Annotated in this window: 11 protein-coding genes; 6 read left to right on the plus strand and 5 right to left on the minus strand. The window is 70.9% G+C overall.

Annotated elements, in window-relative coordinates:
• Window positions 1-60: 60 nt before the first annotated feature.
• Genes ACZ5GP_RS09575 through ACZ5GP_RS09585 form a run of 3 tightly spaced genes read right to left on the minus strand, consistent with a single transcriptional unit; the run spans window position 61 to window position 3,283 of the window.
• Window positions 61-951, minus strand: coding sequence for a sugar ABC transporter permease (locus ACZ5GP_RS09575; RefSeq protein WP_468750716.1), 891 nt, complete (start codon window positions 949-951; stop codon window positions 61-63).
• A complete protein-coding gene (locus ACZ5GP_RS09580; protein WP_468750289.1) occupies window positions 945-1,973 on the minus strand; it encodes a carbohydrate ABC transporter permease in 1,029 nt (342 codons plus the stop codon). Before ACZ5GP_RS09580 ends, ACZ5GP_RS09575 begins: the two co-directional genes overlap by 7 nt.
• A 38-nt stretch (window positions 1,974-2,011) precedes the next feature.
• Entirely contained in the window at window positions 2,012-3,283 is a 1,272-nt protein-coding gene (locus ACZ5GP_RS09585) for an extracellular solute-binding protein (RefSeq protein WP_468750290.1), read from the minus strand.
• Window positions 3,284-3,620: 337 nt separating this feature from the next.
• Here ACZ5GP_RS09585 and ACZ5GP_RS09590 point away from each other — a divergent pair, with 337 nt between their 5' ends.
• Window positions 3,621-4,658, plus strand: coding sequence for a LacI family DNA-binding transcriptional regulator (locus ACZ5GP_RS09590; protein ID WP_468750291.1), 1,038 nt, complete (start codon window positions 3,621-3,623; stop codon window positions 4,656-4,658).
• A gap of 10 nt (window positions 4,659-4,668) precedes the next feature.
• Here the strand turns inward: ACZ5GP_RS09590 and rfbB are convergent, their stop codons facing one another.
• Complete coding sequence (gene rfbB / locus ACZ5GP_RS09595; protein ID WP_468750717.1) at window positions 4,669-5,634, minus strand: dTDP-glucose 4,6-dehydratase; 966 nt, start codon at window positions 5,632-5,634, stop codon at window positions 4,669-4,671.
• A 332-nt stretch (window positions 5,635-5,966) separates the two neighbouring features.
• A complete protein-coding gene (locus ACZ5GP_RS09600; RefSeq protein ID WP_468750292.1) occupies window positions 5,967-7,034 on the minus strand; it encodes a glucose-1-phosphate thymidylyltransferase in 1,068 nt (355 codons plus the stop codon).
• Window positions 7,035-7,301: 267 nt separating this feature from the next.
• Between ACZ5GP_RS09600 and ACZ5GP_RS09605 the strand changes: the two genes are divergently transcribed.
• From ACZ5GP_RS09605 to ACZ5GP_RS09625, 5 genes are read left to right on the plus strand one after another with little or no spacing between them, the layout of a single operon-like run.
• Window positions 7,302-8,594, plus strand: a complete 1,293-nt coding sequence (locus ACZ5GP_RS09605) for an aspartate aminotransferase family protein (protein ID WP_468750293.1) — start codon at window positions 7,302-7,304, stop codon at window positions 8,592-8,594.
• Entirely contained in the window at window positions 8,591-9,661 is a 1,071-nt protein-coding gene (locus ACZ5GP_RS09610; protein ID WP_468750294.1) for an ABC transporter ATP-binding protein, read from the plus strand. The genes ACZ5GP_RS09605 and ACZ5GP_RS09610 overlap by 4 nt, the downstream gene beginning before the upstream one ends.
• Entirely contained in the window at window positions 9,658-10,500 is an 843-nt protein-coding gene (locus ACZ5GP_RS09615) for an ABC transporter permease (protein WP_468750295.1), read from the plus strand. The genes ACZ5GP_RS09610 and ACZ5GP_RS09615 overlap by 4 nt, the downstream gene beginning before the upstream one ends.
• On the plus strand, window positions 10,497-11,297 hold the full coding sequence (locus ACZ5GP_RS09620; RefSeq protein WP_468750296.1) for an ABC transporter permease: 801 nt from the start codon (window positions 10,497-10,499) through the stop codon (window positions 11,295-11,297). Before ACZ5GP_RS09615 ends, ACZ5GP_RS09620 begins: the two co-directional genes overlap by 4 nt.
• A gap of 8 nt (window positions 11,298-11,305) precedes the next feature.
• A complete protein-coding gene (locus tag ACZ5GP_RS09625; RefSeq protein ID WP_468750297.1) occupies window positions 11,306-12,814 on the plus strand; it encodes a hypothetical protein in 1,509 nt (502 codons plus the stop codon).
• Window positions 12,815-12,816: the final 2 nt, after the last annotated feature.

Genomic DNA, 12,816 nt, shown 5'->3' on the forward strand with positions numbered 1-12,816 from the left:
GGGCCGGGAGATTGCGTGGGGCGGGAGGGGGCGCAGGGCGGTGGGCCGTGCGCCGGGCGGTCAGGACTTCGTGGCGCCGGCCGTCAGTCCGGCGACGAGGTGACGCTGGACGAAGCCGAAGATCACCGCGGCGGGAGCCGCGACGATCACCGCGGCGGCCGTCAGCGAACCCCAGTCGCTGGTGTACTGGTTGACGAAGGTCTGCAGGCCGCCGGCGAGGGTGAGGTTCTCCTCGCCGGTCATGAAGGCCGAGGCGTAGGCCACCTCGGCCCAGCCGGTGATGAAGGTGTAGAAGCCGGTGACGGCCAGTCCCGGCTTGGCCAGCGGCACGATGAGCCGCCAGAACGTGCCGAACGGATTGAGCCCGTCGACCCGGCCGGCCTCGTCGATCTCCACCGGGATGGTGTCGAAGTACCCCTTCATCATCCAGGCGCAGAACGGCACCGCGATCGTCAGGTAGGTGACGACGAGACCGATGGGCTGGTTGAGCAGGCCGAGGTTCGCGAGCAGGTTGTACAGCGGCACGATGAGCACCGCGACGGGGAACATCTGCGTGATCAGCAGGAGCCACATCAGCGGCCGCATGCCGGGGAAGCGGAAACGGCTGACCGCGTAGCCGGTGGTCGCGGAGATGAGGACGCCGATCACGGTGGTCACACCGACGACGAGCAGGGAGTTGGCGACCCAGCTCGGGAACTCGGTGTCGTTGAGGACGTGGTCGTAGTTGCCGAAGGTGAAGTCCTTCACCAGGGCGGTGGAGAACGCCTCGCTCTGCGGCTTGAACGAGGTGACCAGCAGCCACAGCGGCGGCAGGACCGCGATGGCCGAGGCGATGAGCAGGGTCGCGTGCAGCCCCACCGAGGCCAGTCGCCCGCGCTCGCCGCGCGGCCTGACCTTCGCCTTCGGCGCCGCGCCCGGCTTGGTCGGTCGGTTCGTCACGGTCGTCACCAGACTTCTCCCTGCTTGCGGAGCGCGCGGCGGTAGACCACCGCGAAGAGCGAAAGGAGCAACAGAATGATCACGCCCCAGGCCGCGGATCCCGCGAAGTCGCGGGGGCTCACGACGAACGAGAGCCGGTAGGCGTACGTCACCAGGATCTCGGTGGCGTCTCCCGGGCCGCCCCGCGTGAGCAGGAAGATCACCGGGAACATGTTGAACGTCCAGATGCTGCTGATCAGGATCACCGTGCTGCTGACGGACCGCAGGCCGGGCAGGGTGATGTGCCGGAAGCGCTGCCAGGGGCTCGCGCCGTCCATCTCGGCGGCCTCGTACAACTCCCCCGGGATGGACTGGAGTCCGCCGAGCATGGCGACCAGCATGAACGGCACGCCGAGCCAGACGTTGACGGTGATCACCGAGAGCTTGGCCCAGGTGGGGTCGTTCAACCACGGGATGGCGTCGATGCCGCCGCCGGCGAGGAGCTTGTTGAGGATGCCGTTCTTCTCGTTGAAGATCAGCCGCCAGGTGAACACGGAGACGAAGGCGGGCACCGCCCACGGCAGGATGAGCGCCATGCGGTAGAAGGAGCGACCGGCCAGCTTGCGGTTGAGCATGTTGGCGAGGACCAGGCCGAGCCCGAAGGAGAGCGCGACGCAGGACACGGTCCAGATGACGGTCCAGGTGAGCCGGTCCCAGAAGACCCCGTCGGAGAGGATCGCGGTGTAGTTGTCGAGACCCACGGACTCGTAGGTCGCGGGGATGTGGTTGACGCCGATGGTGCGCTCGACGTTCGCCTCGTTGGCGTCGGTCGTCGACAGGTAGAGGCCGCGCACCATCGGATAACCGACGATCACGCCGATCACGATCACCACGGGAGCGACCATGCTCCAGGCGTACCAGTGGGTGGACAGGGCCCTGCGCAGGCGGCCCGGGGTCTTGCCGGTCCGGTGGTTCTTGCCGGTGCGGTGGCCGCGGCCGCGGATGCTCGTGGCACCCGCGGCCTTCACCACCGACTGGCCGCTCTCGACAGCCATGGGGCGCTCGGCCCTCCTCTTCTTCCCGTTCCCGCTGCTTACTTGTAGTCCTTGAGGAGCTTGCCGTAGGCGTCGCCGACACCGTCCGCAGCGTCCTGCGGCGATGCCTTGCCGCTGAGCACCTTGCCCATCTGCAGGCGGATCGGCTCGAAGAGGGAGTTGGCCTCGGGGATCCAGGGCCGCTCCACGGACTTGTCCACGGCCGGCTTGAAGAACTGCACCATCTGGTTGTCCTTGACGGACTTCACGTCGTAGACCGACTTGCGGGTGGGCAGCAGGCTCAACTGCTCGGTGGTCTGCTGCTGCACCTTGGCCGAGCTCATGTACTTGATGAACTCATAGCTCGCGTCGAGGTTCTTGGAACCGGCGTAGGCGGCGAGGTTCCAGCCGCCCTGCGGGGAGGCCTGCCGGTCGCTGCCGCCGGGGACCGGGGCGACGCCGAGGTTGTCCTTGTCCGCCTTGAACTGCTTGCCCTGCAGGGCGCCCTCGATGGACCACGGGCCGTCGATCGCCATGGCGACCTCGCCGTCCTTGAAGGCGTTCAGCTGGTTGTTGTAGCCGTCGCTCGCGTCGGTGGTGGCGGCCTTGGAGTCGACCAGGTCCTTCATCACCTTGAACGCGGCGGCGCCCTCGGGGTCGTCGGCGGTGATCTTCTTGTTCTTGGTGTCGAGCAGGTCGCCGCCCTCTCCGTACAGGTACGGGAGGTAGTAGTACGGGTCGTCGCCGCGCAGGTAGAACCCCGTCTTGCCGGACTTGTCCCTGATCTTCTTCGCCGCGGTCTTGACCTCGTCGAAAGTGGTGGGCACCTTGACGCCGGCGTCCTTGAGCATCTTCTTGTTGTAGAAGAGGGCGAGGCTGTCGATGGTCTGCGGGACGGCGTACGTCTTGCCCTTGAACTTGGTGCTCGCAGCGGCCTGCGGGAGGTAGTCGTCCGGCTTGTCGAGGGCGGCGGTGCCCTCCAGCGGGGCGAGGTAGCCGAGGTTCGCGAAGTCGGCGACCCAGGCGACCTCGGTGCGCATCACGTCGGGGGCACCGGAGTTGCCGCCCGCGGCGTTCTTGAACTTGGCGTTGGCCTCGCCGAACGCGACGCTCACGTAGTTCACCTTGACGTCGGGGTGGAGCTTCTCGAAGCCCTTGGCGAGCTTCTGGTAGGTCCCCTTCTCCGCGTCGTTCGAGGTGTCCCAGAAGGTGACGGTCCCGGAGAGCTTGCCGGAACCCTTGCTGCCGCTGTCACCGTCGTCTCCACCGCACGCCGCCGCCGTCATGGTCAGGGCCGCGACCAGCGCGGTGGCTGCTATGCCACGCCGCATGTGAACTCCTTCGACTGATCCCGGAAAAGGGGAGGCGGAGCCCCTCGCTCGGGGTGCGCCTCCGGTGAGCCGCACTGGACGCGGCGCCGGGTTGCCAGGGAACGTAACAGGATTGAAAAGCGACCGAAAGAGCTTGCGGAAGATTTCTGCAAGACCTGCTGATCGTTACTGCCGTGTGTCCTTACGGTTGCCGTCAGGATGCTTGACACCGCTGTGAGGAGGCTTCATCCCCTGTCGGTCACTCCGTGAACTCTGCAAGTTCCTTGCAGGAACGGCTGCCTTCCGCAAGCTTGCACCGCTGGTGTGCAATCACGCGGATGACAGGTACAGTCCCCCCATGACCGCACGGCTCGTCGACATCGCAGCGCAGGCAGGGGTCAGCGAAGCCACCGTGAGCCGGGTGTTGAACGGCAAGCCCGGTGTCGCAGCGGCCACCCGGGAATCCGTCCTCGCGGCGATCGACGTGCTCGGTTTCGAGCGTCCCTCGCGGCTGCGGCAGCGCAGCAGCGCCGGCCTGATCGGTCTGATCACTCCCGAGCTGGACAACCCGATCTTCCCGGCCCTGGCCCAGGTCATCGCACAGAGCCTGACCCGTCAGGGATACACACCCGTGCTCGCCACCCAGACGCCCGGCGGCTCCACCGAGGACGAGCTGACCGAGATGCTGGTGGACCGGGGCGTCTCCGGCATCATCTTCGTCTCCGGGCTGCACGCCGACACCACCGCCGACATGGAGCGCTACGAGGTACTGCGCGGCAAGGGCGTGCCGTTCGTCCTGGTCAACGGCTTCTCCCCCAAGGTGCGGGCGCCCTTCGTCTCCACCGACGACCGGGCCGCGGCGCGGTTGGCCGTCACCCACCTCGCCTCACTCGGCCACACCCGCATCGGCCTCGCGGTGGGCCCCCGGCGGTTCGTGCCGGTGCTGCGCAAGATCGAGGGCTTCCAGCTCGGCATGCGCGAGCGTCTCGGGATGCAGGCCGAGGACTCCGACAAGCTGGTCGAGCACTCCCTGTACTCCCTGGAAGGCGGTCAGGCCGCCGCGGGCACCCTGATCGGCAGGGGCTGCACCGCGATCGTGTGCGCCAGCGACATGATGGCGCTCGGCGCCGTGCGGGCCGCCCGCGAGCGAGGTCTCGAGGTGCCCCGGGACATCTCGGTGGTCGGCTTCGACGACTCCCCGCTCATCGCGTTCACCGATCCGCCGCTGACCACCGTCCGCCAGCCCGTCCAGGCCATGGGCCAGGCCGCGGTCCGCACGCTCCTGGAGGAGATCGGCGGCACGCCCGCCCCGCACAACGAGTTCGTGTTCCTGCCCGAGCTGGTCGTACGCGAGTCGACCGCCTCGGGGCGGCAGGAAGACCGCCGCTCCGCCTGACGGGCGCTGACTAGCGGGGGCGGATCAGCAGCGGCTGCCACCAGGCGCGGTTCTCGCGGTACCAGCCGACGGTTCGGGCCAGGGCCTCGTGGAAGTCGACGCGGGGGCGGTAGCCGAGTTCCGTGCTGATCTTGGTGTGGTCCACGGCGTAGCGGCGGTCATGGCCCTTGCGGTCGGTGACGTGGGTGAGGCGGTCGGCCCCGGCCCCGCACAGGGCGAGCAGCCGGTGGGTCAGCTCCAGGTTGGTCAGGGAGGTGCCGCCGCCGATGTTGTAGATCTCGCCGGGCCGGCCCGCGGCGCGCACCAGCTCCAGTGCGCGTACGTGGTCCTCGGTGTGCAGCCAGTCCCGTATTTGGAGTCCGTCGCCGTAGAGCGGCACGTTCTCCCCCTCCAGCAGGGCGGCGAGGAAGCGGGGAATGAGCTTCTCGGGGTGCTGGTGGGGTCCGAAGTTGTTGGAGCAGCGGGTGATCCGGACGTCCAGGCCGTGGGTGCGGTGGTGGGCGAGGGCGACGAGATCGGCGGCCGCTTTCGACGCCGCGTAGGGCGAGTTGGGCGCGAGCGGGGACTCCTCGGTGGCGGCGCCGTGCGGGAGCGAGCCGTAGACCTCGTCGGTGGAGACGTGGAGGAAGGGGCCCGCGCCGTGCCGGAGCGCGGCGTCGAGCAGGGTCTGGGTGCCGAGCACGTTGGTCCGGATGAAATCGGTGCCGTCCGCGATGGAGCGGTCCACGTGGGACTCGGCGGCGAAGTGCACGATCTGCCCGTGGTCGGCGACGAGCGCGTCGACCAACTCCGCGTCGCAGACGCTGCCGCGCACGAAGGTCAGGCGGGGGTCGTCCCGCACCGCGTCGAGCCGGGCGAGGCTGCCGGCGTAGGTGAGACTGTCCAGGACGGTCACGGCCGCGGCCTGGCCCGCCGGCCCGAGCAGCGCCCGGACATAGGCGGAGCCGATGAAGCCGGCGCCGCCCGTGACGAGAATGCGGGGGCCTCGGCGGGGGCCGGCGGTGGGGGCGGTGTTGGGGGCCGGGGTGCCGGGACCGGGGGTCGGGGCGCCATGGCCGGAGTTGGCGGGCGGGGATCCCTGACCGGTGCTGTCGGTTGCCGAGCCGCGACCGGTGACGGCGAACCGGGAGCCGGTGCCGTTGGCCGGGGTGCCGTGGCCGGCGGTGATGGTGGCACAGCCGTGGTCGGGGCCGGCGGGTGAGGAGTCGGCATCAGCGCCGGCAGTCGGGGAGCCGTGGCGGGAGCCGATGGCCGGGGAAGCGGAGTCGGCGGGCAGGGAGGCGGGGGTGGCCGCCAAGCGGGTCGGGGTCATGAGGTCAGTTGCACTCTGCTGTGGTCTCCGATGACGAGCCGATGGGCGCCGGGCAGCCGAGGCGCCGGGGACACGGCGGCGCCGCGCCCGATCAGCGAGCACTCGATGCGGGAGGCGCCCTCGACGTGCGCTCCGCGCAGCAGCACGGAGTGGGCGATGGCGCTGTCCTGGATCCGGCAGTCCTCGGCGATGGAAGTGTAGGGGCCGATGCTGGAGTCGCTGACGACGGTGCCCGCGCCGATCACCACCGGGCCCACCACGCGCGAGCCGCGCACGACGGCGCCCTCGGCCACCCGCACCCGTCCGACGAGGGTGCTGTCCGGGTCGACCTTGCCTTCGACGCGGCCCGTCATGCCGTCGAGCACTTGGCGGTTGACCTCCAGGAGGTCCTCGACGCTTCCCGTGTCGCGCCAGGGCCGCTCGGTGGTCTCGGCGGACACCCGCAGGCCCTGTTCGATCATCCACTGCACGGCGTCGGTGATCTCCAGCTCGCCGCGGCCGGAGGGGCTGATCGCCCGGACCGCCGCGTGGATCTGCGGCCCGAAGGCGTAGACGCCGATGAGGGCGAGGTCGCTGCGCGGCCGGTCCGGTTTCTCCTCCAGGCGCAGCACGTCGCCGCGCGCGTCGAGTTCCGCCACGCCGAACGCGGTGGGATCGGCGACCGGGGTGAGCAGCAGCCGGGCGGCGCTCGGATCCGCCTCGGCCCGCCGGACGAAGCCGGTCAGCCCTTCCTGGAGGTAGTTGTCGCCGAGGTAGAGCAGGAAGTCCTCGTCGCCGAGGAACTCCCGGGCGAGCAGCACGGCGTGGGCGAGCCCCAGTGGTTCGTCCTGGTGCAGATAGGTGACCCGCAGACCGAACCGGGCGCCGTCGGCGACGGCTTCACGGACTTCTGCGCCGTGGCGGCCGACCACGACGGCGATCTCCTCCACGCCGGCCGCGGCGATGGCCTCCAGGCCGTAGAAGAGGACGGGTTTGTTGGCGATGGGCAGCAGTTGTTTGGCGCTGGTGAAGGTGAACGGCCGGAGTCGGCTGCCCGTTCCGCCCGCCAGGACCAGAGCTTTCAAGAGAGCCGTCCGCTGGGCGGGACGGCAAGGGGGTGCGTTTCCACGGTTCCCTCCTCGTACTCGAAGCGGCTCCATGCACTCGAAGCGGCTCCACGACTCAAGCAGAGTCGACCCAACGGCCGCAAGCTCTGTCTGAAACTTTCTGAAAGCTCTTGCCAACGGGGCGGCGGCTTGTTTGACTCGGTGCCGCGCCGCCGGAACCCCCGCCCAACTTCGGTTCCGTGCCGCGTACTTGGCAGGCGATCCGGACTATGACTGGGGGCAGCGGTGACAGGTCATCGCCAGCGCGCACAGCTGGCCAGGGAGGCCTTCCATCTGGCGCCCGGCGCTTCGGAGGAGACCGCCCTCGGACAGCGCGTCTTCACCCAGGGGCGGGGTGTCGTCCTGACGGATCTGGACGGCAACGACTATCTCGACTTCGCCGCGGGCACCCTGACGCAGTCGCTCGGCCACTGCCACCCCGAGGTCGTCGACGCGCTCACCGCGCAGGCCGCCCGACTGTGGAACGTGCACGACGCGGCGACCGAGGGCCGCGACGAACTCCTCGACCTGCTCGCCCGGTTGCTGCCCGACCACCTCGACACGTACGCGTTCTTCTCCACCGGCGCCGAGGCCGTCGAGGCGGCCCTGCGCGTGGTGCAGGCGACCGCTCCCCCGGGCCGCAACCGCCTCGGCGCGCTCCGCCACGGCTTCCACGGCAAGACGATGGGCGCGCGGATGCTGGTGCACTGGGACATCGGCAACCAGGCGTTCGCCGGGAACAGCGTCCTCGGCTACGCGCCCTACTGCTACCGGTGTCCACTCGAACTGGAGTACCCCTCGTGCGGGGTGCGCTGCGCCTCGCTCGTGCGCAAACACATCGCCGAGAAGCCCAATGTCTCCGCGCTCGTCTTCGAACCGGTACTCGGCGCGGCCGGCGTGATCACCCCACCACCGGGTTACTGGGAACAGATCGCGCAGGCCTGCCGGGAGAACGGTGTGCTGCTCGTCGCCGACGAGGTGCTGACCGGCGGTGGCCGCACAGGTTCCTTCCTGGCGAGCGAGGCCCTCGGCATCGAGCCGGACCTGGTGGTCCTGTCCAAGGGCATGGCGAACGGCTTCCCGTTCGCGGTGCTCGCCGGACGCGGCGAGCTGCTGCGCTCCCCCGCCGCCGCGGCGGCCGGGTCGTACGCCTCCACCTACGCGAGCAACCCCCTCGGCATCGCCGCCGCGCGCGCCACCCTCGGCGTCATCGAGCGCGACCGGCTCACCGCGCGGGTGCGGGAGCTGGGCGCGCTGCTCGGTGAGCGGCTCAACGCCTTGCGGGCGGGGTGCGAGCAGCTCGGGGACGTGCGCGGGGCGGGGCTGCTGTTCGGGCTGGAATTCGTGACGGACCGCCAGAGCCGTCGTCCGGCACCGGAGTTCGCCCGCGCCGTCCACACCACCGCACTCGACCTCGGCCTGCGGACCGCGGTCGGCGGGCACATCATCCGGCTGGCGCCGCCCTTCACCCTGGACGACGAGCAGCTCGGCCACGGCGTCGACATCATGGCCGAGGCCATCGGACGGGTGTCCTCGTGAGCGGTCCGGACCCCGTGATCATCGCGGAGGATCTCACCAAGGAGTTCCGTGTGGCCGAACGCCGGCCCGGCCTGCTCGGTTCGCTCGCCACCCTCTTCACCCGCGAGCACCGGCTGGTCCGCGCCGTGGACGGCGTCTCCTTCCAGATCCCCGCCGGCTCCAGGACCGCGTACATCGGGGCCAATGGAGCGGGCAAGTCCACGACGATCAAGATGCTGACCGGCATCATGACGCCCACTTCCGGGCGCTGCCTGGTCGCCGGCGTGGAGCCCTACCGTGAACGGCAGCGCAACGCCCGTTCCATCGGTGTCGTCTTCGGACAGCGCAGCCAGCTGTGGTGGGACCTGTCCGTGCCCGACTCCTTCCGCATCCTGCGCAGGATCTACGACATTCCCGAGCCGGTCTACCGCCGCAACCTGGCGCTCTACCGCGAGCTGCTCGACATCGACGCCTTGGGCACCACCCCCGTAAGGCAGTTGAGTCTCGGGCAGCGGATGCGGGCCGAGATCGCGGCGAGCCTGCTGCACGATCCCGCCGTCGTCTTCTGGGACGAGCCCACCATCGGGCTCGACATGGTCCTCAAGGAAGCGGTCCGGGTCCTGGTCAACCGGGCCAACCGGGAGCTGGGCACCACCGTGGTGCTCACCAGCCACGACATCGGTGACATCGCGGCGATCTGCGACACCGCCCTGGTCGTCGACCGCGGCCGGGTCGTCCACCAGGGCACCATCCACGACCTGCTGCGCACCGCCGACCGGCGCAGTGTCACCTTCGACCACCGCGACCCGCTGCCGGTCCGCGCCGTGCTGGAACGGATCGAGCGGGGCCTGCCCGGTGCGCGGGCGAGCGAGGACGAGGGCGGCCGGGTCCGGGTGGACTACCCGGTGGAACTCTTCACCTCCCGGCAGGTGCTCGCCTTCCTCCTGGAGCACTTCGACCTGACGGACTGCTACGCCCCCGAGCCCGACCTGGAGGACGTGCTGCGGCGCGTCTACGAAGGGGCCGGTAAGGCGGTCGGCTCGCCGCAGGGCCGGCCGGCGGCCCGCGCCGAGAGCGGTGCCGCGTGAGCGCCGTGACCGCGAGGCCCCGGGTGAGCTGGGCGGGACGGGCCCGCCGCTACCTGCCGTTCGCCACCGGCGGCCTGCAGTCGCTGCTCCAGTACCGCTCGATGTTCTTCGTCACGGGGGTCACCGCGGCGGCGGGCGCCGCGGTGACGGTCTTCCTGTGGCGGGCCGTGTACGCGGGCTCGCCCGGCGCGGGGCCCGGTGGGTTCACGACAGCGGGGATCACCACGTATTTGCTGGTGGGCCAGGTGCTCCAGGTGCTGCACGCCAACCGCGTCGACGACGAGGTGGCCGCCGAGGTCTACCGGGGCGACGTGGCGGTGATGCTGGTGCGCCCCGTCAGCTATCCGCTCGTACGCTTCGCGGCCTGTGTGCCGGTGGTGGCGGCGAACGCGCTGCTGGTCGGGGCGCCCGTGCTGCTGCTGTTCTCCCTGCTCGTGCCGGTGACGGCGCCACGGCCCACCGACGCCGCGCTGTTCGCCCTCTCCACTCTGTTGTCGATGCTCATCGCCTTCTGCGTGAACCTGCTGACCGGCATGACCGGCTTCATCACCACCAACACCTGGGGGGTGCGCATGCTCAAGCAGAGCGTGGTCGCCTTCTTCGCGGGCCAGCTCGTGCCGATCGCGCTGATGCCGGGCCCCCTGGCAGCCGTCGCCATGGCGCTGCCCTTCCAGGGCATGGTCGACGGCCCGCTGACGCTGCTCCTCGGACGGTACGAGGGGGCAGCGGGCGCCCTGGGCGTGCTGGGCCGGCAGGCGGTCTGGGTCATCGTCCTGTCCGGGCTCTCCGCGGTGCTGTGGCGGGCCGCGACCGGGCGCCTGGAGGTGCTCGGCGGATGACACGCACGGCTCTGCGGTATCTGCGCCTGTCCCTCTTCCTCGGCGGTGTCGGCCTGCACCGGCTCATCGCCTACCGGCTGGACTTCGCGCTCGGCGCCGGGGCGTTCCTGGTGCGGGTCGGCATCCAGACGGCCGTGGTGGGACTGGTGTTCCGCCAGGTGCCCGCGGTGGGCGGCTGGTCGTACCACGAGGTGCTGTTCCTGCTCGGCTTCTCCCTGCTGCCGCGCGGTCTCGACCACCTCTTCACCGACCAGCTGTGGGAGCTGGGCCGCAAGCTGGTGCAGCGCGGCGAGTTCTACCGCTATCTGATCCGGCCGGTGAACCCGCTCTTCGCCCTGCTGTCCGAGCGCTTCTTCCACCCCGACGGCCTGGGGGAACTGGTCGTGGGAGCGGTGCTCGTGACCTGGGCGGGCGGTGAACTCGACCTCGACCCGAGCCCGGCGCAGTGGGCGCTCGCGCCGCTGCTCGTGCTGTGCGGGGCGCTGCTCCACACCGCGGTCAAGCTGTTCTTCGCCTCACTGTCCTTCTGGACCGTGACCAGCCTGCCCGCGATGTACGCGGCCACGCAGGTGTCGGAGTTCGCCGCCTACCCCCTGGACATCTACCACTCCTCGCTGCGCGCCCTGCTGACCTGGGTGCTGCCGTTCGCCTTCACCTCGTACGTGCCGTGCGTCTACCTCCTGCGGGGTGGGACGGGCCTGCTGATGTGGCTCCCCGTGGTGACGGCGGGGGCGGTGCTCACGGCCCTCGCCCTGTGGCGGCGCGGCATCAACCGATTCGACATGACCGGGAGTTGAGACGCCGCATGATCCGCGACGAAGACCTGGAACCACTGCTGCGCACCGCGCCCTGGATGTCCGAGGACGGCCGCCGGGCCGACCGGTACGAGCGCGTCGATCACGCCGTGCTCGGCTCCGCCGCCCTGCTCCTGGTGGTCGCCGCCGTCGGCGGCCCGGCGGCCGGGCAGCGGTTCTTCCTCCCCGTGCGTCCGGGCAGCACGCGGGGCATCGAGGAGGCGCACGGCAGTACGGAGTTCGACGCCGCCGCGGTGGCCCGCGCCTGCTCGGCCGGTGAGCTGGCCACCGCGCGCGGCGGCACCGTGCGGTTCCGCGGGGCGGGCGGGCCCGTGCCCCAGGTGCGCCGGCTCCCCTTCGAGCAGGGCTGGTCCTCCAACGCCCTGTCCCTAGTGGACATCGCGGGCGTCCCGCACATCCACAAGACCTACCGCCGGCTGGACGAGGCCGTCCGCGAACCGGAGCTGCTGCGGCGCATGAGCGGCACCGGGCACACCCCCTCCTGGGTCGGCGACTACACGTACACGGATCCCGCCACGGGCGCCCGGCACCCGCTGGGTGTGATCTACCGCTACGCTCCCGGCGACGGCATCGACCTGCCGCTGCGGGAGAACCTGCGGTCGCTGTGGCCACGCCTCACCGACACCCGGCAGTCGCCCGACGATGTGGTGGGACCTCATCTGCTGCCCCTGGAGGACCGCCTCCGCGCGGCCGGTGACTTCTTGCGTGCCTTCCACCGCGACCTGGCCACCCGCCTCGGCGGCCCCGCCCCCGCGGGGTATCCCGCGCGGGAGGTGCTGGCGCGGGCCGCCGAGCGGCGCACGGCGCTGGCCGGTGCCGAGATGTCTCTGCCCGCGGCCTCCTGGCGCGCCGCCTTCGCCGCGCTGGAGTCCGAAGTGGGCGCGCTTTCAGCCGAGTTCGACGGCCGGGACGGGGTGCCGGGGGCCGGGCCCTGCCACGGTGACCTGCATCTGTCGCACCTGCTGTGCGGTCCCGGGGTGGGCGACGGATGGCGGATGAGCGTGATCGACCTGTCCACGCCCGCGCTGGGTCCTGACGAGCCCGGGTGGGCCGCCCAGTCACCGCTCCAGGACCTCGTCGCCGTACAGCGCGCCCTTGAGTACTTCGCGGCCGACGAGGCGGCGTTCGAGAGCGCGCGGCGCCTCGGCGTGGACTCGCTGGAGACGATGCGCGGGGCCCTCGACGGCGCCCCCGGCTGGGCGGCCGGCGACCGGGCCGTCCTGCGCCAGGTGTTCCGTACGGCCGACCTGTGGCGCGGGCGTGTGCTGCGACTGCTGCTCGGCCCGGTCGCCGACAGCCCGCTGCGGCGCCTGCTGTATCTGCGGCGGCTGCTCCACGAGCTGGCCTACAACTGCGCCCACGCCCGCCCCTACCACGCGGCGATCGACCTGCGCCATGCCCTGGCGCTCGACGCCGCGCACACCCCGGCGCTCTCCCCCGCTCTCGCGCCCCCTTCCGCGCCCGCCTCCGCTTCCGCTCCGATCTCCGCGAGGACGTGACC

The organism is Streptomyces sp. NPDC031466 (genome assembly GCF_055581265.1).